Origin of the sequence: Pseudoleptotrichia goodfellowii (assembly GCF_007990505.1) — a bacterium.
Classification (GTDB): Bacteria; Fusobacteriota; Fusobacteriia; order Fusobacteriales; family Leptotrichiaceae; genus Pseudoleptotrichia; species Pseudoleptotrichia goodfellowii.
This window is the reverse complement of record NZ_AP019822.1, coordinates 1,254,696-1,279,394: the sequence shown is the minus strand read 5'-3', so window position 1 is coordinate 1,279,394 and position 24,699 is coordinate 1,254,696. Positions and strand designations below refer to the sequence as shown.

The window sequence follows — 24,699 nt, the reverse complement described above, 5'->3', positions numbered from 1 at the left end:
TATGGTAAATAGTATCATAAATTCGGGATTGATACAATAAAAAATATTTTCTTGAAAATTATTAAAATTAAAGGTAAAATTATATAAATACAATATAGTATGAAAGGAGAGCAATTATGGGAGATTATGATATTTGGATAATAGTTGCAATGGTTGCAGTAGGAATTTTAGGGTTGTCTCTTTACAAAGAAAGAAGAAAAATGAAAGAACTTGACGACTTTTCCGATAAAAAAGAAAAGAAAATTAAGGATTCAGGATAATGAGCCGAAAGACAAAATACTTCAAAGCAGAGAAAAATTTGAAGAGAAATACGGGATAAGAGAAATTAAGGATAACAAAACGGAAAAATTTGACGAAAATTCGCAAGAAAATACTGTGAGTTCGGAAAGTTCCGACACGGAAAAAAATAAAGAAGTTTCTAATGAAACGGAAAATCAGAATAATGATGATAAATTTCTTTTTAAAAGAAATACAGAAAGTGAGTATTCAAAGAAAAAGAAAAGAGTCACATGGTGGACGATTATTTTTGTTGTACTTTCTATTCTCAAATTTTGTAATTCACAAAATGAAAAAGAAATAATGGATCGTTATAGTCAGCAACAGGAAAAATACGAAAAAAATCAGGAAAATGATGAATTAAAAATAGAAATTTTGCGTGATAATAATGACTGCTTCGCTTTGAATTTGGAAGTGACAGAAGGTTACTATATATGATTAAAACAAATTTTTAAAGATAAAAGTAAAAAGGAATGTGAAATTTTAATGGAATATATGTAGAAAAGTAAATTAATTGAAAATAAATAAAAAAACAGATAAAATAGAAAATGTGGAGATAAAAAACTATGAAAAGAAGTCAAAAAGAAGGAAAAAATTCAGCTTTAAAAAGAATTATGACAATTTTAGTCATTTTGCTTATGTTTATTCAATGCGGAGCAGCATTTATGGATCAGGAAGAGAAAAATAAGGAATACTCCAAATTATCCGAAATAGCTTTAAAATATGAAAAAAAGGGAGATTTTAAAAAAGCTGAAAAATATTATAAAATGGCTACTGCTTACAATAAATACGGATATTATAAAATAGCGGTAATGTACTATTACAATGTAAACAGAGAAACGGGAATAAAAAAAATGGAGGAAGCCTATAATATACATAAAGTAGTCGATGCTGCAAATTTTTTAGGATATAAGGCATATGAGAAAAACGATATTGCAGGAGCAAAAAAATGGTATACGTTGGCAGCGAAAGACGGAGATTCGGATGCTCAATATGAACTGGCAAGAATATATGAAAATGAAAAAAAATTCGAAGAAGCTGAAAAATGGTATATAGAAGCTGCCGAAAATAATGACAGTGATGCGATGTATAAAGTTATTTTTCTTAATTTTCTCAAGGGTAATAAAGAGAAAGTAAGAGAGTGGAAAAGAAGATTTTTGGGGACAAAAGGTCTTATAGGTATTACAAGAAGCCAGAAAACATGGATAGATTATATGACCGGAAGTGAAAAAGATGAAAAATATTTTTATTTGTCAAGAGAGGCGGAAAATTTTATTGATGAATCAAAATATAAAGAAGCTGAAGAAAAATATATTGAAGCTGAAAAATATTCAGAAAGAGCCTATTTTGAATTAGGTGCATTTTACTATTATGATGTAGGTGATAAAGAAAAAGGAAAAAAAGTTTTGGAGGAGGCTTACAATCGAAAACTTTCCATAGCAGCCTACGCTTTGGGATTAATTTATGAGAGCGAAAAACAGCCTGAAGAAGCATATAAGTGGTATAAGATTGCAGCTGATGAAGGAGATTCATCGGCACAGTATATGGTTGCACTGCATTATTATAAAAAAAAGAATCTGAAAGAAGCTGAAAAATATTATATACTGTCTGCCAATCAGAAAGATGCCGAAGCGATGTATAATCTGATGTTACTTTATTTTGAGGATAAAAAAGACAATCAAAATGCAAAAAAATGGGCAAATAAAATATTGAACGATTCGGGTCTGGAAAATCTGACGTGGGACATAAAAGACGGTGCCGATGCGGTTCTGGAAAATATAGAGAAATAAGTTGAAATTTTGATTGACATTTTGAAGAAAATAATGTACTATGAATTATATCAATCCCCCTGCAGTATTTTAAATAATACAAGGTTCCGACCTATGCAGGGCTTTTTATTAGGGGGAAATTATGTGTGAAAAATCAATAACTTTTTTAACATTTAAGCAGCAGGTAGAATTATTTAAAAAAAGAGGAATGATAATAGAAAATGAAGAAGAATTTAAAGAGTTTTGTTGACATTTTTATTAAAATAAATTATAATTCAAGGGAAAATTCAGATAAAATAAAATTTTGAATATACAGGAAAGTATGTGATTTAATAATGAAAAAAGTGCAATTTATAATAATTTCCACAATACTGACATTCGGTCTTATCGTTTCGGGAGCCTTGATTTCCAATGCATTGGACAAAGTAAATAAAAGTGAAAATCAGATAACTGTAAAAGGTGTTGCGGAAAGAAGAATAAAAGCCGACAGAGCTGTTGTAAGAGTTATACTCACTGCCAAAAATAAAAATCTTGAAGATGCGAAAAAAATTATAGCTGAAAAAGAAACGGCGGTAAATGAAATATTGACCTCCGAAAAAATAGAAGAAGAAAATTATGATACGGGAAATTTGAAGATAAAGCCGAATTTTGCAGGTGATACCGACAAAATAACCGATTATGAAATAACTCAGACAATTTCAGTAAACTTGAAGGAAGTTGAGAAAATAGATCAGATTTATGAAAAATTATCTGAATTGACTTTAACTTTTAATAATTTGGAAGTTATAAAACCTGAGTTTTATATAACAGGAATCGAAAAATATAAAAAAGATTTACTTATAGAAGCATCGAAAAATGCCGAATCAAGAGCTTTTGAAATGCTGAAAGTAAATAAAAACAAGGTTGGAGAAGTGAAATCAATGACGCAGGGACAGTTTGAAGTTCTTGAGGATAGAGAAGATCCCAAACGTATAGATGAACCTGCAGAAAACCAAATGTATAAAAAATTAAGATCGGTCGTAACTGTAACATATTCGATTGACACAATAAAATAAAAAGAAAATTTAGGAGGAAACAGAGAAATGAAAGCCGCAATGGATTTAAGACAAGGAAGTACATACAGAAAGGACGGAGTACCTTATTTAATATTAAGAGCTGACAGACACCAGTCTACTTCGGGGAAAAAAGCAAGAGCAGCTGAAATGAAATTTAAAATAAAAGATTTGATGTCGGGGAAAGTTCAGGAAATAACAGTTTTATCTACTGAAATGATGGACGATATTATACTGGACAGAAATCAAATGCAGTTTTTATATGAGTCCGAAGGAGAATATTTCTTTATGGATCAGGAATCATTTGAGCAGATTGCATTAACAGAAGAAGATTTGGGAGATGCAGTAAACTTCCTTGTGGAAGAAATGGTAATACAAGTGTTGATGTACGAAGGAACACCGGTAGGAGTTGAATTACCTAATACTGTAGTAAGAGAAGTTACTTATACTGAACCGGGATTAAAAGGAGATACAATAGGAAGGGCTACAAAACCTGCTACAATTTCTACAGGGTACACTTTACAGGTGCCGTTATTTGTAGTAATAGGAGATAAAATCAAAATTGATACAAGAACAGGCGAATACATGGAAAGAGCAAACGGATAAATAGAATATTGAAGATGAGAAGAAAGTAAAGGGCTTTCTTCTTTTTCAAAAAAATATATATCTGATTTTTTAGAAAAAATAGCAAAAGATATTTCAATTTTCCTTTTTACAAAAAAGGAAGCGAAAAAACAACTCAAAATTTTTATCTGCTTTTATTAGAAAAAAAGCAGCAAAAAACTAATCAACACAAATTTTACATACTCAAAAATGCCCGTTCGTTATGAAAACAAAAAGGATGTTTTCATAACGCTCACTAACACATTTTTCACGTTGTAAAATTTGAATGTTGAGAGAAATGTCAGATTTAAAGGGGTTTTAAATTTAAAAAATATAAAATAATAAAAGCGGGGGTTTTTATGAGAAATATAAAAAGAGGGTTAATTTTTTTATTATTATTTTGTTTTGTTTTTTCCTGTAATAATGAAAAAAATAATAATAAAGATTCAGAAAGAAAAGGGACGATACTGATTGCGTCTTTTAATGCGATGAGGTTAGGAGAAAAACCTAAAAATTATGAAGTAACGGCAAAAATTCTGTCAAAATTCGATTTAATCGGGATAGAAGAAGTTATGCATGAAAAAGGATTAAAAAAATTGAAAGCCCATTTGATAAAACTTACAGGAGAAGAGTGGGAATATTTGATATCCGACGAGTCTGTAGGAAGTGAAAACTACAGGGAATATTACGGATATATTTACAGAAAGAAAAAGTTTCAGGAAGTAAAAAAGATAGGATTTTATAAAGAGAAAAATAAAAATGAATTTATGAGAGAGCCTTACGGAGCCTATTTTAAAGCGGGAAATTTTGATTTTGTGTATGTTATTTGTCATTCGATTTTCGGAGATAAAGAAAAACAGAGATTGATTGAGGCTGCAGGTTACTCAAATGTATACGAATATTTTTTGAATATATCTCAGGAAAGTGATATAATAATAGCAGGTGATTTTAATACGTCGGCTGACAGTCCGGCATTTAAAAATCTCTTTGAGAAAAATAATGTCTTTTATCTGCTGAATCCCGAGGAAAATCTCACTACAATTTCCGATACAAGACTGGCAAATTCTTATGACAATTTTTTTATAAATAAAGAAAGAACAAAAGAATTTACAGGAAATTACGGAGTTTATAATTTTATAAAAGACAATAACAGTGAAATAAAGAAATATGTTTCAGATCATTTGCTTATATTTTCAGAGTATTCTGTTGAAAATGATTCGGATTGAGCGGATAAATAAAGGAGAAATATGGACAGTACAGTAAAAACAGTATATAAAAAGGTATTTACAATAGGGTTACCTGTTTCATTCGAGAACATGATATACAGTTTGATGAATTTTATAGACGTATTTATGGTCGGAGTGGAAAATCCGGTGTTGGGATTGGGAACAGCAGCAGTAGCAGGATTGGGGTTTGCCAATCAGATGTTTATGATTTTTATGGTGTCGTTATTCGGAATGAACAGTGGTGGCGGAATATTGGCAGCTCAGTATTTCGGAAGCAAAGATTATAAAAATTTGAAAAAATGTCTTGGAATAACCATAATAGTAGGTTTTTTACTTTCATTGTTGTTTCTGGCTTCGGGGCTTCTCATGCCGGAAGCTGTTATAGGGGTATTTTCCAAAGATACGAAAGTTATAAATCTCGGGGCAAGATATTTAAGAGTAGTGGCATGGACATATCCGCTCATAGGAGTGGGATTTGCGTTTAATATGCAGCTGCGTGCCATAGGACAGACAAAATATTCTCTGTATTCGAGCATAATGGGATTAATTATAAATATGGTCGGAAATTATACTTTGATTTTCGGAAAATTCGGATTTCCGGCTTTAGGGATAGAAGGAGCGGCAATAGCGACAATAATTGCAAGAATCATAAGTACATCATACATTATTATTATGATTTACAAGATGAAATTGCCGATAGCAGGAACTTTTTCGGAATTATTTACTCATTCGTGGGATTTTGTTGTTAAAATGCTGAAAATATCATTACCTGTATTCGGGCATGAAATAATGTGGGTATCAGGAGTCAGTGTATACGTTATTATATACGGAAGAATGGGGACAGAGCCGGCAGCAGCTATACAGATAGTAAAATCCATAAGTAATCTGGTATTTACCCTTATATTCGGATTGTCAAGCGGTACTTCAGCAATAATCGGTCACGAAATAGGTGCGGGAAACGAAGAAAATGCCTACAGATATGCAGTGGAAATGCTGAAAATGTCAATGCTTATAGGGATTATAATAGCACTGTTTGTGTGTGCGATAAGTCCTCTTGTATTAAGATTTATGGGAGTAAAACCTGAACTTTATGCTCTTACAGGAAAAATCGTTCTTTCTGAAGGAATACTTATAATTGTCAAAACAGCGGGTACTTTGCTCATAGTGGGTATTTTGCGGGCAGGAGGAGATACTTTGTGGACTATGTTTGCGGATTTGATACCTTTATGGCTTTTTGCGATACCTTTGACTTATATTGCAGGGATAAAACTCGGACTTCCGGTAGCATTGGTTTATTTGTGTTCGGGAAGTGACGAAATGCTGAAAGTATATCCGTGTTTGAGAAGACTTAAAAGCAAAAAATGGATAAACAATTTGGTAATAAATCATTAGATTAGGGAGAAGATGATGATATTTGAGAACATTCGAAAAATAAACAGATATTTGGTAACAGGAACAGCGATTTTGCTAATGTCGTGTTCGATAATAAAAACTCCGCCTTTGGGAGTGAACTATGAAAGTCCGTTAAGAGATACTAAGACTGCTGATTTTCATTATGATTTGACTTATCTTGATAAAGACGGAAATATAAAGTATGACAGAAATATTTGGGATGCTACTTATAAAGTAGTTGACAATGCGAAAAATTATCTGATTATAGAAATGTTCCTTTTTAACGATATTTATAATAAAAACAAGGAAAGATTTCCTGAATTTGCCAAAGAATATACGGCAAGACTTGTGAAAAAACAGAAAGAAAATCCTAACTTGAAAGTATATGCAATTTTAGATGAAAATAATAATATGTACGGTGCATTTGAGCATCCTTTCATAACTGAAATGAAAAATGCGGGAATAAATATAATAATAGTTGATATATTTAAACTTAAAGATACTTTTCCGTGGTACTCGCCTCTCTGGAGAACGGTCATAGAGCCTGCAGGAAATCCTCAAAATAAAGGTTGGATAGGTAATTTTTACGGTCCTATGTGGCCGAAATTGACATTGAGAAATTTATTCAGAGCTTTGAATGTAAAAGCCGATCATAAAAAAATATTCTTAAATGAAAAAGAAGTTGTGGTTTCCAGTGCAAATATACATGATCCGAGTTATTATCACGAGAATATTGCTATTCATACTGACGGAGAAATAACAAAAGATGTACTTGATAATTTACAGCTTGTAGCTAAATTTTCAGATTCAGAAATTAATGTGGGTAAATCTTCGGAAAATACTGAAAATACAAGCAAAAACGAAGAAAAAAAATCTTTGAAAAAAAATGAGGAAAAAACCGATACAATTACCGATGATGAAGGGGAAAACTATAAAATACAGTTTATTTCCGAAGCAATGATAGGAAAACATCTGGATAAAGATATCGACAGTTTGCAGGCAGGAGATGAACTTTTAATGGGAATGTATTTTCTTGCTGATAAGGGTATAATTGACAGATTAATAAAGGCTGCAAACAGAGGAGTGAAAATAAGACTTATACTGGACAGAAGTAAAGATGCTTTCGGAATGAGTACAAACGGACTTCCCAATAAACCTGTATCAAAAAAATTAAAAAAGAAAACAAAAGGGAAAATAGACATAAAGTGGTATTTTACAAATAATGAACAGTATCATACTAAGATTTTACTAATGAAAAAAACAGACGGAAATGTTATAATAACCGCAGGTTCAGCTAACTTTATTAAAAAAAATATAAGAGGATACATAATGGATGCGGATTTCAGAATATTGACAAATAAGGATTCAAAGTTGACAAAAGATATATATGCTTATTTTAATAGACTATGGGACAATAAAGACGGTATATATACTATAAATTTTGAAGACGAGCCTACTACAGGTGGATTTTCCGACTTTATGTATAAAATTTTAGATGCTACACAATTAGGTTCATTTTAAATAAATTTTATAGACAGGGTGATGAGATTGAAAAAAAAGACATTTTTTCTTTTATTGGTAATTATAGGATTATTTACAGTGTCCTGTTTTAAAAATAAAGAAGAAAAAAAATCTTCTGATACAAACGGGGCAGACAGTACTTCGGCTACAGAGAATACAACTTCAAAAACAAGCGGGGATATTTTTAATTTAGGAAAAAATGACGGTCAGCAGCAGAATAATCAGACACAAATACAGAACCTTACTGCTGAAGAACAGCAAAATTTAATTAACAATAAAATAGATCCTGCAAAAGTTTCTCAAGCGATAAAAGATGCGGAGAGCGGCAATAAAGAAGCCATACTCTCATTGGCACATCTGTATTACGGTTTGAAAGACAATGCTAAAACTAAAAAATATCTTCAAATGGGAGTAGATAAAAATTATCCCGAAGCTATTTATAATTTGGCAGTATTGCTGAAAGAAGAAGGAAATATTGCCGAAGCTAATAAATTAATGGCAAGATTACCGAAAAACAGTGCAAACGGACAGTTGGCTCCCGGAGCGGAAGCCTATAACAAAGGGATAAATTTTGTAAAAGCTAAGAACTATAAAGAAGCCAAAGCACAGTTTGAAACTGCTTACAGACAGGGAATCAGAGAAGCAGATATTCAGGTTGCTCTTTTAAATAAACAGATGAAAAATTATGATGAGGCTGTAAGATGGTTTAAACTCGCACTTAATCGTGGAGTAAAAGAAGCAAACCTTGAAATCGGGGCTATTCTTTTTGATACGGGCAGACAGGTGGAAGCAAGAAGCTATCTGATGAAAGCATATAATTCGGGAAATAAAGGATTGGCTATGCCTATAGCGATTTCTTATCATAAAGAAAATAATATGAGTGAAGCTTTGAAATGGTATAAAATAGCTGCGAAAAACGGTGATAAGGAAGCTAAAGAAACTGTGGCTGAAATAGAAGGAAATAAAACTGCAAGTAATTTAGGAAAAGGAGTTAATCAGTTTCTTAATGTTGAAAAATCTGATAAATCAAAAACTAATATTACGAACACATTGGCTCAAACGAAAAAAGATAACAATACACCGACATCCGATTCGAGTACCAAAAATTCTGTAAGTACAAATACGAATGCAGCTTCAACAGTGAACAGAAAAGCTAAACAAAGCACTGCAAGAGAAAAACAGAATTATAATATAGGAATCGACGAAGTAACTGACAATAGGATGAATTAATAATAGCCTAATAAATCAACCATGAATTTTAACCGCTTGGAAATGTATATTTATCGTTTAAATATAGTATTAAATGTTTGAACAGTACATTTTCAGGTGTAAAATTATAAGGTTGATTTTTAATTTAAAAGTTATTTTATATTTAAAATATAGAAATTATAATAATTATAGAACAATTGTTTAAATATAGCATTTTAAAAAATAGCTTTTTTTACTGATGATGCTTGATATATTATAAAAAATGAAATAGAATTTAATATAAATATGAGGTAAGAAAAATGACTGAAATAACTGTAAAAAACAAAATTTTAGGGCGATATGACTATATCAGAATTTGGATAGATGAGGAAGAATATCATTTAAAATATAATTCTGAAATTGTTTTTTCGACTTGGAAAGAAGAAGCGAAGATCTATTTTTCTATGTTTTCTATGAAAAGTAAAAATATGATCGTAAAATGCTCAGGAAAGGATAAAATATTTTTGGAATTGAAGCCGAATATTAGAGTAGTAATCATAGCATATTTAATGACTGTATTAACAGCCGCTTTCATTTTATGGCTTTGTTTTTTATATAATATCAGGAATGTAATGGCAATATTTGGTATATTTATACTTTTATTCTCTTTTTTCAGTTTCTTATTAATGGTAAAGACTATAAAATTAGTGGAGAAGTAGGAAGAAAATACATAAAATAACATATTTTAAAAAATACTGGAGGTGAATAATGAAAAGAGTAATAATTTTTATGATGTTATCTCTGAGTCTAGGTTGCAGCAAACCTGAAATAGTATATAATAATTATAGTTTCACAGAAAAAATAGACAGAAAATTTTTTACTAAAGGTGGTACAACATCTCCTGAAGATAGATTGGAGTTGTATATTATAGAAAGAGAAGGTGGAAAATTAGTAAAAAAGACTTTAGTTAATAGAGAAAAGGAGAATAAAGATTTAAAGGATAGGCATTCTTTTCTTTTAAACTATGATAATGGTAAACTATATTTATTGTTTTATAAAAATATAGACATAGGGGCAGAACCTGAGAGAGCTAAAATATTTTATTATGATAAAGATTTTAATTTGAAATCTTTTAATGATTATGAATATGTATTTGATGATATAGATGAATATAAAAATATTAATAAAGGAGGCAAGAAAATTAAAAATGTAGATACTATAAATTATGTAATAGAAAATAATGTTTATTATAATATCTCAAATGAGGGAGGTTTTAAAAACAATGAAAGAATAATAAAAGAAGAAAATTATATATATGATTTTAGTAAACAGAAGGAAGAATTATATTTATCACCAAATAGGGAAAAAGAAGAATCAATCTATATTTATAATTTTAAAAATGGAAAAATAAGAAAGAAAAAAATATCAGATGATGATTCAAAATGTTTTTTTAACTCCTGTTTGAAATTAGATGATGAAAATATAATATATTCTAAAGGTAATTTACTAATAAAAAGAAATTTGAAAATAAAAAAAGAAAAAATTCTATATAAGGCACATAATGAAATAAAAGGAATAATTTCTTTGAATAAAGAAAATACTTTGATAACATTCGGAGTAAGTGATAATGGCTCAAATATATCTTTAATATTAGGATATATAAATAAATGGAAATGGAATCATGATGTAGTATATGATTTAAAAGAAAATAAAATATATATGTTGGAAACAGGAAGCCTTAATTTAGTAGATGAAGAAGAACAGCTAAGATTAATGACTGAAATAATAAATTACGGATTGGAAAAAGATTAGACAATTTAATGTTTTAGGAACATTTAAAAATGAAATGCCTAAGGGATTTTTTGAATTGAAATATTGAAAAAAAGAAATAATAAAAAACAATCTTTTCTTAGTAGAATAAGAATACGATTGTTTTTATTTTGTTTATTTATCGTGTACCTATATCATAAACATCATTGCACCGAGCAGAATATTAAGTAAAAAGACAAAAGTCAAAACAGTTCTGTTAAAAAACTTCAATATATGATTTAAAGGATAAAATGTAGAAAGCAGAAAAAAATCAATTAAAACATATACAATAAGCCCGACACTTAAATTTTCAAATATGAGATAGTGAAATTGACGTGTTCTTAAAAATAAAAGTGCAGGAGGCAATAAATATCTGAAAGAAGAAAAAAACACAAAAAATCCTATAGTCAAAATTTCAAATATAAGGACAAAAACCGTAATTCTTTCGGAAAATTTATTTTTCTCTCTTGTTATGGAGAATACTGAATTCATAGAATAAAGTCTTACAAAAATCATTAAAATTGATAAAAAAGAAAAAATTGTTATTAACATATAAACTCCTAATTATATATTTTTTAAGTATTTTAACATATTTATTATTTATAGTCTATGGATATTATAATAAAAATTTCAAATGTTTTCTAAATTTTTCTGGTATTTCTCGCAAAATGTGGTATATTATATAGTAAGACAATAAAAAATTATTATGGGGTGAGTATATGGATTTTAAGCATGTTAAAGAAAATGAAGAAAAATCGGTATCCGAGAAAAAAGAAAAAGTAAATAGTGATTATTGGAGACAGAAGTATCATATACAAGGAATAGCAGGACTTATAAATGATCCTAACGGCTTTTCCCAATTTAAAGGCGAATATCATATGTTTTATCAATGGAATCCTTTAAAAACAGATCATACTGCGAAATATTGGGGACACAGTGTCAGTGAAGATCTGTTGCACTGGAAAAGAAAAAAGACGGCTCTAAGGCCCGAAACAGTGTATTCAAAAAACGGTGTCTATTCGGGAAGCGGACTTGTAATAAATGATAAACTTTATTTATTTTATACAGGGAATGTGAAAGATGAAGAAGGAAATAGAGATTCGTATCAGTGTATCGCAATATCCGAAGACGGAGAACATTTTGAGAGAATAGAGCCTGTAATAACGAATCAGCCTGAAGGCTATACAAGACATATAAGAGATCCGAAAGTGTGGGAAAAAGACGGAACATATTATATGATTATAGGAATTCAGAGCGAAGATTTGAAAGGAAAAGCAGCTCTTTTCAGCTCACAGAATATACATGACTGGAAATTTTTAGGAGAAATAGCAGGAGGAAACAAAGGAAAATTGGGAGAATTCGGCTATATGTGGGAATGTCCTGACTATTTTCAGTTAAAAGATGAAAAAACATCTGAAATAAAAGATGTCCTTGCAGCTTGTCCTCAAGGGCTTGAGGCTCACGGCGATTTATACAATAATGTGTTTCAGAGTGGGTATTTTATAGGAAAAATGGACTATAAAAAGCCTGAATTTATTATTGAAAACGATTTTATAGAACTTGACAGGGGACATGATTTCTATGCACCTCAATCAATGGAAGATGACAAAGGAAGAAGACTGATGATCGGATGGATGGGAGTTCCCGAACAGGAAGATTATCCTACTGTTAAAAATGAATGGTTGCATTGTCTGACATTGCCGAGAGAGCTGAAACTGAAAAACGGGAAACTTTATCAGGTTCCGATTAAAGAAATGGAAGCAATAAGAGGAGAAAAATCGGAATTTTCAGGATTAGTAAAAGGAGAAAAAGAAATAGGCAAAGGAACTGCTTATGAACTGAAAGCCGAATTTTCAGAAATTTCTTCGGATTTTGGATTGAAATTAAGAGTAAGAGAAAAAAGTAAAACGATTTTAAAATTCGATTATAAAGAGAAAAAATTTATTTTGGACAGAAGTCATGGCGAGCAGCCTGATAAGAGTTTGAGAAAGGTCTATCTGGGAGATATAAAAACATTGGAATTAAATATTTTCGTAGACAATTCGTCTGTGGAAGTGTTTATTAACGGAGGAGAAGAAGTGTTTTCCTCAAGAATCTTCCCTGAAAAAGATGCTGACAAAATAACAGTTTTCTCCGAAAATAACATAAATATAAAAATAGAAAAATGGGAATGGAAATAATAAAAAATATGAATAATAATATAAAAATAGATATTGTAAATCTTCTTGATGAGATTATGAGCGGTAAATACAGTAATATTCAATTAAATCATTATTTTAAAACAAAAAATTATTTAAAAAAGGAAAAGTTGTTTATAACAAACATTATAAACATAACAATAAGAAACTTGATTTATATAGATTATCTGCTTGAAAAAACCGTAAAAAATATACAGAAAAGGAAAATAAAACAACTTTTAAGAATATCTGTCGCTCAGCTGTTTTTCACAGAAACTGATAAGGCAGGAGTATTATATGAAGCAGTAGAAATTGCAAAAATATTGAATAAACATCAAGCGGGATTTGTAAATGCAACATTACAGTCGGTTTTGAGAAACAGAGATGAGATTATTGAAAATATTCCCAAAGACAGAAAAGACGCTATTTTGTATTCTTATCCTCAATGGTTTGTGAACAAGCTGAAAGCGGATTATTCTGAAGATTACATTGATATAATGAAATCTTACAAATCAAGAAGTTATTTATCGGTGAGATATAATTCAAAAAAATTATCAAAAGATAATTTTGAAAAAATATTATCGGAAGTAAAAACGGAAATATTATTTTCGGTGGATGAAGTATACTATTTGTCAAATTCAAATATATTTGAAACAGAAGAATATAAAAGCGGAAAAATCATAATTCAAGATGCTTCATCTTATCTGGCAGTGAAAAATCTTAATGTTGCAAAAGGAGATACGGTGCTTGATGCCTGTGCCGCTCCGGGCGGGAAATCATTGGCGATTTTGCAGAATTTCGAGCCGGAACTTCTTGTAGCTGAGGATATTCATGAACATAAAATAAAGATTTTAGAAAATATGAAAAAGAAATATAATTTTTCAAATCTTAAAGTTGTTTTGAATGATGCAACACAAATAGAAAGTCTTAACATAAAATTTGATAAAATATTATTGGACGTACCTTGCAGCGGATTAGGCGTGTTAAGGAAAAAGCCCGAAAAAATATACGATTTGACAGGAGAGCTGATAAAAAGTCTGAAAAAACTACAGAAAAAGATATTTGACAGTGCTTATAATTCTCTGAAAGAAAACGGAATTATACTTTACAGCACATGTACATTTTCAATAAATGAAAATACAAATAATCTGGAATATTTTATCGAAAAATATAGAGATTTAGTCATTGAAGAAGTTGTTATTCCTGAAAATGTAGATATAAGGAAAGATCAATGGGGAGGAGTATATATAACTCATAAAAATATATATAATGACGGATTTTATATAGCAAAATTAAGGAAAAAACAGCTATAGAGAAAGGAAAAATCGGAATGCAGTTTAAGTTAAACAGCAATGTAAAATTTATACTGGAACAATTAAATAATAACGGAACGGGATTTCTGGTAGGAGGAGCGGTAAGAGATTTAATTACGGGAAAAGAGCCTTATGATTATGATTTTGCTACGAATATTGAATATGAAAGATTGAAAGAAATATTCAAAGATTTTTCTCCCAAAGAAATAGGTGCACATTTCGGAATATTAATGATAAAAGTAAACGGAAAACATTATGAAATTGCAAAATTCAGGAAAGAAACAGGAGTTTTGAACAGTAGACATCCGAAAAACGTAAGATTTATAGATACTATAGAAGAAGATTTATCGAGAAGAGATTTCACTGTAAATGCAATGGCTTATAATGAAATTCAGGGATTGACAGATTTGTTCGGAGGGAAAAAGGATATTGAAAACAGAATTATAAGATTTGTCGGTAAGCCGAAGATAAGAATAGAAGAAGACGCTCTCAGAATAATGAGAGCATTCAGATTTATTTCGCAGCTCGGATTTAAACTCAATAAAAAGACTTCCGAAGCAATCTATATGAAAAAGAAGTTTCTGAATAAAATTTCCAAAGAGAGAATTTTTACCGAATTAAGCAAAATCTTATTAGGACCGTATATGAAGAGAGCGTTAAGAATGATGAAAAAATGCGGTGTTTTGGAAATGATTATTCCTGAATTTGATTACGCTTATGATTTTGATCAGAATAATTCTTATAAAAAAGATCTGCTTTTTGAGCATATAATAAAAGTTACCGATTTATGTCCTACCGATTTGATTACAAGATTTGCAGCACTGTTTCATGATTTAGGGAAAATAAGTACAAAGTCTATTGATGCAAAAGGGAAATTTCATTATTACGGTCATGAAAAAGAAAGTGTGTTAATAGCTGAAAACTGTCTGAAAGAACTTAGAGTTCCCAATGATTTTCTGCATTCAGTAAAAAAAATAGTATTAAATCATATGATTGTATATCAGGAAATTTCCGATAGGGAAATAAAAAAACTTATTATTAATCTTGGTGAAAAGGATCTCGCCAGACTGTTCGATTTGTTCAATGCCGATTTTCTGTGTAAAAATAGCAATGAATATAAAAAAGAAAATCCTGTCGGAAAGCTCAAAAAAAGAATAGAGGAAATAAAAAGCAGAGGTTATATACCGAGTTTGAGAGAGCTGGATATAACAGGAGCGGATTTGATAAACTTGGGATTTGAGCCGATAAATATAGGAGAAATCAAAAACGATATTTATGAACAGGTCCTTGATGAAACTGTGAAAAATGAAAAAGAAGAAATATTGAAATATTTAAGCGGAAAATATAATATTTCAAAAAAGATGAAACATGAAAAATCCTGCGGAGCTGTTATTATACGTGAGAAAAATGAAGAATTTCTTATTGTTAAGATGTATCACGGTAACTGGGGATTTGCCAAAGGGCATACGGAAATGAATGAAAATGAAGAAGAAACAGCAATCAGGGAAGTAAAAGAAGAAACAGGAATTTCAGTTAAACTGATAAACGGATTCAGAGAAACTGTAAAATATGTTCCTAATGAATCAACATTAAAAAAAGTAGTTTTTTTCCTCGGAACTGCTGAAAATGAAGAAGTAAAAATAGACAAAGAGGAAATTGAAGAGTTTAAATGGTGTAATTATGAAGAAGCAATGAAATTGATAACATACAAGCTGCAAAGAGATGTTTTAGATAAAGCAGTTGAGTTTATTCAAATTAATAATAATTCAAAATTATAAATATCATATTAGGAGTTGATTTACATGAAAAAGAAAAAGTTTGAATTTCCGTCAGCTTTTACAGTATTATTTATTATAATGGTACTGTCTGCAGTGCTGACTTATTTAATTCCCTCGGGAAGATTTTCAAAGTTGGTTTACGACAGAGGATCCAATGAATTTGTAATAACGGACCAACAGGGAGAAACTACTGCAAAACCTGCTACACAGGAAGTTTTAAAAGAATTGAATATTGACCTTCCTTTAGAAAAATTTACCAAAGAGATTATTAAAAAACCGATGTCTATTCCGGGAAGCTATAAAAGGATTCCTCAACAGCCTCAAGGATTTATGGAGATTATTCAGGCACCGATTGCCGGAATAACAGATTCTGTGGATATTATGATTTTTGTTTTAATTTTAGGAGGAATTATAGGAATTATCAATAAAATAGGAGCTTTTGATGCAGGAATAGCTGCTCTTTCAAAGAAAACAAAAGGAAAAGAATTTATTCTTGCATTTATGATTTTTACTCTTATTACATTGGGAGGAACAACTTTCGGTATGGCAGAAGAAACGATAGCATTTTATCCTATCCTGATGCCGATATTTCTTGTGAGCGGTTTTGATGCCATGACTTGTATTGCAGCTATTTCGTTAGGCTCAATTATAGGAAGTATGTTTTCGACGATAAATCCTTTCTCAATGATTATAGCTTCCAATGCTGCGGGAATATCTTTTACTGAAGGTCTTGTATTTCGTATAATTGCTTTAATATTGGCAGCTGCGATAACAATAATATATATTTACAGATATACAGAAAAAGTAAAAAAAGACAGAACAAAATCTGTTGTTTATGATCAGGAAAAAGAAATTAGAGAAAGATTTTTAAGTAACTATGAAGAAGGTTCAAAATCCGAGTTTACATTGAGAAAAAAATTATCTTTGTTAATATTCGCAATGGCTTTTCCTGTTATGATATGGGGAGTTTCAATAGAAGGATGGTATTTCGGAGAAATGTCCGCATTGTTTCTGACAGTTGCAATTGTTATTATGGTTGTCTCCGGATTACCTGAAAAGAAATCTGTAAGTGCCTTTATTCAGGGGGCCGGTGATCTTATAGGTGTAGCTATGGCAGTGGGATTGGCACGTGCAATAAATGTTATAATGGATAACGGATATATTTCGGATACACTATTGGATTTTTTTAGTCATCTTGTAGCAGGTATGAATAGCGGAATCTTTGCTTTAATGCAGTTCGGTATATTCTCTGTGTTGGGTATATTTATCCAATCATCTTCGGGACTTGCGGTACTTTCAATGCCTATTATGGCACCCCTTGCCGATAATGCAGGAGTATCAAGAGAAATTATAATCAATGCATATAGCTGGGGACAAGGATTAATGTCCTTTATCACTCCTACAGGATTGGTTCTTGTGTTCCTTGAAATGGTCGGAGTTACTTTTGATAAATGGCTGAAATTTGTCTTACCGTTATTCGGAATTATAGCTGCTTTCTCTGCAGTCATGCTTGTAATTAATACAATGTTCTAAAAATATATAGGAGGTATATAGATGAGAAAATTGGAAAATATAAAACCTGAAAGAGTCTTTTACTATTTTGAAGAAATTTCAAAAATACCGAGAGATTCATACAAAGAAAAGGAAATAAGTGATTATCTTGTAAAATTCGGAAAAGAACATAATCTTGAATGCTATCAGGATGAAGTTTACAATGTGGTTTTAAGAAAAAAAGCAAGTCCCGGTTATGAAAATGCCGAAAAGATTATTTTACAGGGACATATGGATATGGTCTGTGAAAAGACTGAAGACAGTAATCACGACTTTACTAAAGATCCTATAGAATTAATAGTGGACGGAAATTATCTGAGAGCAAATAAAACTACACTGGGAGCAGATAACGGTATTGCTGTGGCGATGATGCTTGCTATTGTAGAAGATGACAGCCTGAAACACGGTCCTTTGGAATTTTTAATTACAACTTCCGAAGAAATAGACCTTGGAGGAGCGATGGCTCTAAAACCGGGAATATTACAGGGTAAAATGTTTATAAATCTGGATTCTGAAGAAACAGGGATATTGACAGTAGGGTCTGCAGGAGGAGAAAATATAGACATTTTGTTACCTGTGAAAAAAACTGAACTGAAAGAAGGGTTTACTTACAAAGTAAAACTTCAGGGATTCGCAGGAGGACATTCGGGAGCTGAAATTCATAAAGACAGAGAAAATTCCAACAAAGCCATGAACAAAGTTTTAAAATCTTTAAATGAAAAAGAAGATATTTACTTAGTTTCTGTATCGGGAGGAAGTAAAGATAACGCTATTCCGAGAGTTGCAGAAGCGGTTATTACTTCGTCGAAAGATATAAAACAGACTTTAGGAAAAATATTGAGCGAAATAAAAGAATCTTATGTAAAATCAGAGCCTCAGACAGAACTGTTTTTTGAAGAAACGGCATTTAACGGTCAGGTATTTGAAAAAGAAGTTCTAAAAAAATATATTGATTTGATTGAAGATATTCCTACGGGAGTAAATACATGGATGAAAGAATATCCAGATATAGTGGAATCATCGGACAATATTGCGATAGTTACAACCGAAGAAAAAAATATAAGAATAGCAATATCCATGAGAAGTTCCGAGCCTGAAGTGCTTGAAAAAATCAAAGAAAATATGGCGGCTACAGCCCAAAAATACGGAGCAGATTATGAATTTTCCGCTAATTATCCTGAATGGAGATACCGTCCTGTATCGACTTTAAGAGATAAAGCGGTAGAGGTATGGAAAGAATTGACGGGAGAAGAAATGGAAGTGAAAGTAATTCATGCAGGGCTTGAATGCGGAGCTATATATCATAATTATCCCGATATTGATTTTATAAGTTTAGGTCCTGATATGCAGGATGTTCACACCCCTGAAGAAAAACTGGACATAGCTTCTACAGAAAAAATATATAGCTATGTTGTTAAATTACTGGAAGAGTTGAAATAAAGCCGAAAATTCAGAAAAAGGAGTGGTAAAAATGGAACAGTTTGAAAAAGTTTATGAAAAACTGAATGAATTGAATATTTCTTTTGAAGCTGTAGAACATCCAGCAGCAACAACAACCGAAGAAGCCGACAAATATGTTGAAGGGATTGAAGGAGTTCTCACAAAATCTCTATTTCTGACTAATGATAAAAAGACAGCTTATTATTTGCTGATTATGGACGATCATGATAAACTGGATATGAATGAATTTAAAGAAATAGTCGGAGCAAAGCGTTTAAAATTTGCTTCCTCCGACAGTTTATACAAAAAAATGAAACTTCAGCCGGGAGTTGTTTCTATTTTTGGATTGCTGAATAACCCGGAAAAAGATATTAAACTTTATTTTGATACTAAAATATTAAAAGAAAAAAGAATAAGTTTTCATCCGAACGATAATACAAAAACAATATTTATAGGTATTGATGATATGTTGAAGTTTATTAAAAATATAGGATTTGAATATGAAGAAGTAAAATTTGAATAAAACAGCATTTAAGATTTTTACTACCTGTATCAGATTTAATAAAGAACAGGTAGTTTTTTCTCAAGAAAATAAGCTTATCTAACATTTTAAGAATTAAGCTTTTCAGAAATTTATACAAAAATATCCTGTTACCGACCTTTAGATTTTACAATGTGAAAAATGTGTTAGTGAGCGTAATGAAAACATCTTTTTTGTTTTCATAGCGAACGGGCATTTTTGAGTATGTAAAATTTGGGGTCGTTAGCAGGAGTGTGAGGACGGCAAGTCCTCACGATCTTTTTCCCATTTTCATAAACTCTTTATTAAAAAATTTTGTTAAAGCAAATATCGATATTAAAAAAGAAGTTCCTGCAATCAGGTAATCCAGTCTGATTTTATCGGCAAAAGGTCCGAAAAATAAAATCGAAACAGGAAAAATAAATACTCTTATAAGATTTATCATGGAAAGTACCCGCCCCATCATTTCGGGATCAGTATTTTCCTGAATAAAAGTCATTTCGGCAGTATCGCCTATTATTACAAAAATTCCTCCTAAAAATAAAGTAATCAGAAGTACATTAAAATCTCTTGTTAATCCTAAAATATAAAAATCAATTCCGATAATAAAATAGACAATCAAAAAAAGTTTAATCTTGTTTTTTACATTTTTAGTAAAAGTAACTGCAAGTCCTCCTAAAATCATTCCTATAGACCATAAAACTTCGGTCAGAGTCAGTTTTCCTATATCATCTCCGAATACACGCTTAATCAGAAGTGGATATAAAAAAGCAATAGGAGTAACTAAAATATAAATAACAGTGAAAAATCTTAACATTCTGTTTATAGCAATGTTGTTTTTGGCATATTTCAGTCCCGATTTTAGTTGAGAATATCCTGATTCGTGAATCTCGGTTTTATTCTGATTTTCGGAAATTTTCAGAAAACTTAATATTCCCACACCGATTACAGCGGTAACTATATCAAACATTAAAGAATAAATTATCCCCAAGCTGCCCAGAATTACCCCTCCAATGGCAGGAGAAAGTAAAGCAACTACAGACTGAAGAGTATTATTTATACCGTTTATTTTAAGCAGCTTATCTTCAGGAGTGATTTCCGGAATTACCGCCGATATTGCCGGTGTCTGTATTCCGCTGCCTATGGAACGTACGATTGTCGCAGCGTACATTATATACAGCGAATGATTTCCCGCAAGGAAAAATAGAACAATAATAAATGTTGCCAAAGCAATAAAAGAGTCCGATAACATTATTATAAATTTTTTGTTGTATTTGTCAGCCCAAACTCCTGCAAAAAGAGAAATTAATATTTGCGGTACAAAAGTACATAAAACAAGTATTGTGATAAATGTTCCCGATGAATATTTCAATGTTATATACCATAAAATGGAAAAATTTACTACAGACGAGCCTAATGTAGATACTGTCTGGCTGAATAAAAATAAAGTTATTTTACTTTTCCAGTTGTTATTGTTTGTCATAAATTTCAGCTCCCCGATTTTTCCAATATTATAGCATAATATCGAAAATAAATTAAAGACATTTATGTCAAATTATGTTAAAATTAAAAAAATAATCAGATGAGGAAGTGAAAGATTTATGAGATTCGGGATAATAGGAACGAATTGGATAACAGACAAACTGATAGATGCAGGAAAAGGAATTGAAGATTTTGAACTGGCTGCAGTTTATTCGAGAAAAGAGGAAACCGCAAGAGCTTTTGCCGATAAATACGAGGTAGATACAATATTTACGGATTTGGGAAAAATGGCTGAAAGTGATAAAATAGATGGTGTTTATATAGCATCTCCCAACTCTTTTCACAGCAGTCAGAGTATAATGTTTTTGAAAAATAAAAAGGCTGTTTTATGTGAAAAACCTGCAACTTCAAATTCGAGGGAACTTGAAGAAGTTATAAAAACTGCAGAAGAAAATGATACATTATACATGGAAGCAATGAAAATACCGTTTATTCCTACGTATAATGTATTAAAAGAAAATCTTTATAGAGTCGGAACAATAAGAAAAGCAGTATTGGGATATTGCCAGTATTCTTCAAGATACGAAGATTATAAAAAAGGAGATATAAAAAATGCTTTTAAGCCTGAATTTTCCAATGGAGCATTGATGGATATAGGAGTTTACCCCTTGTTTTTAGCGATTTCTATGTTCGGGAATCCCGAAAATATTAATGCAGGAGGATTGATACTGGAAAAAGGGAAAGGGATAGATGCACAGGGAAATATAAATATGTATTATAAAGATATGGATGTAACTGTATTATTTTCAAAAATTTCCGATTCTTTTGTACCGAGTGAAATTATGGGAGAAAAGGGATCTTTAATAATAGAACATCCTTCGGAAATGGATAAATTGTATTTTATAGACAGAAAAAACAAGAATGAAAAAATTGATTTGACAGTTCAAGCAAAGGAAAATCGAATGTATTATGAACTGAAACATTTTATAGAATTATTCAATGAAGGGAAAAAAGAATCGCCTGTAAATAATTTTGCTCTGATGCAGACTGTTATGAAAATAATGGATGAAGCGAGGAAGAAAATAGGAATAATATTTCCTGCGGATAAAATAAAATAACATAAAAAATCAAATGATATTTAAAGATAATAATAGTATAATTTAGAAAAATATAATAAACAAATTACAGGAGGATATATGAAAAAAATTATTATTTTGATGATAACGGTATTTACAATAAACGGATTTTCAGCACAAGTATTGAATAATAAAGTAGGATCTTTTTTTACAAATAAAGAAATTAAAAATCTAGTTTTCAATCAGTATAATCTTGATACTGAAATAGCAGCTGTTTCCAAAATAAAAGGAAAAGGAGAAGATGCTGTTTCCAAAGCCGATACAGATGCAAAAAAAGGTGTTCAAAACGGAGCAAGAGATTATGCTTACGAAATATTAAATGAATACTTAAACGGTTCATTGGTAAGTGGTCCAGGATTTAATACTTTTAAAATGAGAGAATTTGCCAATGAAGTAGCTAAGGAAGTAGCACCTAACGCTCAAAGAAGAGGCTCATGGACTACAAGTAAAAATGAAACTGTAGTTCTTTACACTATTGACAAACAACTTGTAAAATCTTCTGCAGAGAGAATATTCAATGAAAGATTGGCAGCTGTAATTCAAAAATTATCCGATTATAAAAATAATTTCGGTCAGACAAATAGAGGCGGAGGAGAAGAAGTAAGAGTAGAAACGGCTGAATAAACTGATTTTGAGTATTGTTACCGTTTCCCGCACAGTAGAGAGCAGAAATAACGGAAATATGAGGGTAAGAAAGATTAAGCCCTCATTTTATTTACATAAGAAAGGAAACATAAATGAAACATATATTTTCACGTTTTTCAATGTTGGTAGGAGAAAAAGCATTAGATAAGTTAAAAAATTCAAATATAATAATTTTCGGCATAGGAGGAGTAGGTTCATATGCTGTAGAATCTTTTGCGAGATCAGGTATAGGAAGTATGACGATAGTGGATTATGACGAAATATCCGAATCGAATATAAACAGACAGCTTCATGCTTTGCACAGTACAGTAGGAATGTCAAAAGGGGAAATTATGAAACAGAGAATACTTGATATTAATCCTGAATGCAATGTGAAATTAAGAAAAGAACTTGCATTTAAAAATATTGATACATTCTTTGAGGATAATGATGAAAAATACGATTTTGCAGTAGATGCGATAGATGTGATTTACTCAAAAATAGAACTCATAGAATATTGTTACGAAAACAATATAAATATTATTTCTTCTATGGGTTTCGGAAATAAAATGCATCCTGAGATGATTGAAATATCTACTATTGAAAATACATCGGTTTGTCCGATGGCAAGAACTGTAAGGCGAATATTGAGAAATAAAAATATAGAAAATATACCTGTAGTTTATTCCAAAGAAAAAGCACTTGTTCCCGATAAATCGGATGACTATTCTTCGGAAGAGCCTACGGATTTCAGAATGAATAACGAACTTCCCAATAAAATAACACCCGGAAGTAATGCTTTCGTGCCGGGAACAGCAGGACTTATAATGTCTTCTTATGTAATAAGAGTTTTATTGGAAATAGAATAGGAAAAGGTGATAAAATTGTTGAAAATTTTGCAGCAGAATAAAAATAAAATAATAAAAATAGCTATAATTGTAGGGATTTTACTTTGTATATTCGGATTGATGAATAAAATATTTGAATTTACAATTTTCAATTTTTTTAAAAATATGACGAAACCTTATTTGGAAAGAGCTTATGAAGAATCGAAAAAACTCTTTATAACATTGTCTTTATTAAAAGGAACTACCGATGTAATTGAAGGAAGCACGGTAAATGTCAATGTTATTTTGGGAATGAACATTCAGATAGGGGATTTGGTGCAGCCCATATACGATATAATAGATATACTTTGGAAAATTTCTCTTGCAAGTGTTGTAGTTTTGAAACTGGAAACAATATATTATGAGATATTTAAAGTGAAACTTGCTTCGATACTGATATTTATATCTTTGGTTACTTATTTTCCGTATACTTTTTATCAAAATACAGTAACCGAAATATTTAAGAAAATATCCAAATATTCATTGTTGGCTTTGGCATTTGTATATGTTTTGTTACCGGGAACTATACTTGTGAGTTCAGCCGTATCCGATTATTTTGAAAAGGAGTACAAGGAGCCTGCAATAGTGAGATTAAACGAAAGCGTAAATAAGCTGAATAAAGTAAAAGACGACTTGTTCGTAATGGAACAGTCTAAAAGTATATTCAACATTCCGGGACAGATAGAAAGCACAAAAAATAAATTTTCCAATCTCGGAAATGAAATAAGCAATGTTTCAAAAGATTTATCGGATTACACACCTGTAATAATAGGGATTACTCTTTTATCTTATATAATAATGCCGCTATTGCTTCTGATATTCCTTTATAAAATGACGAAATCTTTGCTGTTGGAGAAAATAGGGAAATAGGTTATTATAGCGGGAGTATGAGGACTGCAATGAGCCCTCATAAGATAAAATAAAAAAAGCTTGTAATTTATTTAAAATTATTATA

General features: G+C 30.8%; 23 protein-coding genes. 21 read left to right on the top strand and 2 right to left on the bottom strand.

Translation table 11 applies throughout. From position 1 onward, the window contains the following. The first annotated feature begins 116 nt into the window (after positions 1–116). From FVE72_RS11215 to FVE72_RS06245, 11 genes are all read left to right on the top strand, one after another. Positions 117–260: a hypothetical protein gene (locus FVE72_RS11215; RefSeq protein ID WP_154669371.1), complete on the top strand. Its 144-nt coding sequence runs from the start codon at positions 117–119 to the stop codon at positions 258–260. Continuing rightward, on the top strand, positions 211–714 hold the full coding sequence (locus tag FVE72_RS06290; RefSeq protein WP_026737694.1) for a hypothetical protein: 504 nt from the start codon (positions 211–213) through the stop codon (positions 712–714). The genes FVE72_RS11215 and FVE72_RS06290 overlap by 50 nt, the downstream gene beginning before the upstream one ends. 128 nt (positions 715–842) lie before the next feature. Further along, entirely contained in the window at positions 843–2,066 is a 1,224-nt protein-coding gene (locus tag FVE72_RS06285) for an SEL1-like repeat protein (protein WP_006806549.1), read from the top strand. A gap of 314 nt (positions 2,067–2,380) precedes the next feature. Next, positions 2,381–3,100, top strand: coding sequence for an SIMPL domain-containing protein (locus FVE72_RS06280; protein WP_026737692.1), 720 nt, complete (start codon positions 2,381–2,383; stop codon positions 3,098–3,100). A gap of 27 nt (positions 3,101–3,127) precedes the next feature. Further along, the gene (gene efp, locus FVE72_RS06275; RefSeq protein WP_006806577.1) at positions 3,128–3,703 is read left to right on the top strand and encodes an elongation factor P; all 576 of its coding nucleotides are present in this window, start codon (positions 3,128–3,130) and stop codon (positions 3,701–3,703) included. Positions 3,704–4,059: 356 nt separating this feature from the next. After that, on the top strand, positions 4,060–4,926 hold the full coding sequence (locus FVE72_RS06270; protein WP_026737691.1) for an endonuclease/exonuclease/phosphatase family protein: 867 nt from the start codon (positions 4,060–4,062) through the stop codon (positions 4,924–4,926). 21 nt (positions 4,927–4,947) lie between these two features. After that, positions 4,948–6,318: an MATE family efflux transporter gene (locus FVE72_RS06265; protein ID WP_026737690.1), complete on the top strand. Its 1,371-nt coding sequence runs from the start codon at positions 4,948–4,950 to the stop codon at positions 6,316–6,318. A gap of 15 nt (positions 6,319–6,333) precedes the next feature. Next, entirely contained in the window at positions 6,334–7,839 is a 1,506-nt protein-coding gene (locus FVE72_RS06260; RefSeq protein WP_026737689.1) for a phospholipase D-like domain-containing protein, read from the top strand. A 27-nt stretch (positions 7,840–7,866) separates the two neighbouring features. Further along, a complete protein-coding gene (locus FVE72_RS06255) occupies positions 7,867–9,069 on the top strand; it encodes a tetratricopeptide repeat protein (RefSeq protein ID WP_026737688.1) in 1,203 nt (400 codons plus the stop codon). 278 nt (positions 9,070–9,347) lie between these two features. Then, complete coding sequence (locus tag FVE72_RS06250) at positions 9,348–9,746, top strand: hypothetical protein (protein ID WP_026737687.1); 399 nt, start codon at positions 9,348–9,350, stop codon at positions 9,744–9,746. A gap of 49 nt (positions 9,747–9,795) precedes the next feature. Then, positions 9,796–10,839, top strand: coding sequence for a hypothetical protein (locus tag FVE72_RS06245; RefSeq protein ID WP_146966472.1), 1,044 nt, complete (start codon positions 9,796–9,798; stop codon positions 10,837–10,839). 147 nt (positions 10,840–10,986) lie between these two features. On the opposite strand, the gene FVE72_RS06240 is transcribed toward FVE72_RS06245, so the two are convergent. After that, positions 10,987–11,388 carry a hypothetical protein gene (locus tag FVE72_RS06240; RefSeq protein WP_026737684.1) on the bottom strand — a complete coding sequence of 134 codons (402 nt, stop codon included), beginning with the start codon at positions 11,386–11,388 and terminating at the stop codon, positions 10,987–10,989. A 167-nt stretch (positions 11,389–11,555) separates the two neighbouring features. Between FVE72_RS06240 and FVE72_RS06235 the strand changes: the two genes are divergently transcribed. Genes FVE72_RS06235 through FVE72_RS06210 form a run of 6 tightly spaced genes read left to right on the top strand, consistent with a single transcriptional unit; the run spans position 11,556 to position 19,618 of the window. Further along, positions 11,556–13,016 (top strand): sucrose-6-phosphate hydrolase, encoded by a 1,461-nt coding sequence (locus tag FVE72_RS06235; RefSeq protein WP_026737683.1) that lies wholly within the window; start codon positions 11,556–11,558, stop codon positions 13,014–13,016. Next, positions 13,007–14,326, top strand: coding sequence for a 16S rRNA (cytosine(967)-C(5))-methyltransferase RsmB (gene rsmB, locus FVE72_RS06230; RefSeq protein WP_036056122.1), 1,320 nt, complete (start codon positions 13,007–13,009; stop codon positions 14,324–14,326). Before FVE72_RS06235 ends, rsmB begins: the two co-directional genes overlap by 10 nt. 17 nt (positions 14,327–14,343) lie before the next feature. Further along, on the top strand, positions 14,344–16,104 hold the full coding sequence (locus tag FVE72_RS06225) for an NUDIX domain-containing protein (protein ID WP_026737681.1): 1,761 nt from the start codon (positions 14,344–14,346) through the stop codon (positions 16,102–16,104). A 24-nt stretch (positions 16,105–16,128) separates the two neighbouring features. Continuing rightward, positions 16,129–17,637, top strand: coding sequence for a YfcC family protein (locus tag FVE72_RS06220; protein WP_036056120.1), 1,509 nt, complete (start codon positions 16,129–16,131; stop codon positions 17,635–17,637). 21 nt (positions 17,638–17,658) lie between these two features. Beyond that, positions 17,659–19,095, top strand: a complete 1,437-nt coding sequence (locus FVE72_RS06215) for an aminoacyl-histidine dipeptidase (RefSeq protein WP_026737679.1) — start codon at positions 17,659–17,661, stop codon at positions 19,093–19,095. Positions 19,096–19,126: 31 nt separating this feature from the next. After that, a complete protein-coding gene (locus FVE72_RS06210) occupies positions 19,127–19,618 on the top strand; it encodes a prolyl-tRNA synthetase associated domain-containing protein (protein ID WP_026737678.1) in 492 nt (163 codons plus the stop codon). A 268-nt stretch (positions 19,619–19,886) separates the two neighbouring features. Here the strand turns inward: FVE72_RS06210 and FVE72_RS06205 are convergent, their stop codons facing one another. Continuing rightward, complete coding sequence (locus tag FVE72_RS06205) at positions 19,887–21,098, bottom strand: MFS transporter (RefSeq protein ID WP_051411759.1); 1,212 nt, start codon at positions 21,096–21,098, stop codon at positions 19,887–19,889. Between the two features lie 118 nt (positions 21,099–21,216). Here FVE72_RS06205 and FVE72_RS06200 point away from each other — a divergent pair, with 118 nt between their 5' ends. The 4 genes from FVE72_RS06200 to FVE72_RS06185 all read left to right on the top strand — a co-directional run bounded on the left by FVE72_RS06200 (position 21,217) and on the right by FVE72_RS06185 (position 24,614). Further along, the gene (locus FVE72_RS06200) at positions 21,217–22,215 is read left to right on the top strand and encodes a Gfo/Idh/MocA family protein (RefSeq protein WP_026737677.1); all 999 of its coding nucleotides are present in this window, start codon (positions 21,217–21,219) and stop codon (positions 22,213–22,215) included. Positions 22,216–22,293: 78 nt separating this feature from the next. Beyond that, complete coding sequence (locus FVE72_RS06195) at positions 22,294–22,857, top strand: hypothetical protein (RefSeq protein ID WP_026737676.1); 564 nt, start codon at positions 22,294–22,296, stop codon at positions 22,855–22,857. A gap of 113 nt (positions 22,858–22,970) precedes the next feature. Beyond that, positions 22,971–23,726: a tRNA threonylcarbamoyladenosine dehydratase gene (locus FVE72_RS06190; RefSeq protein WP_026737675.1), complete on the top strand. Its 756-nt coding sequence runs from the start codon at positions 22,971–22,973 to the stop codon at positions 23,724–23,726. A 15-nt stretch (positions 23,727–23,741) separates the two neighbouring features. Beyond that, complete coding sequence (locus FVE72_RS06185; RefSeq protein ID WP_026737674.1) at positions 23,742–24,614, top strand: hypothetical protein; 873 nt, start codon at positions 23,742–23,744, stop codon at positions 24,612–24,614. Positions 24,615–24,699: the final 85 nt, after the last annotated feature.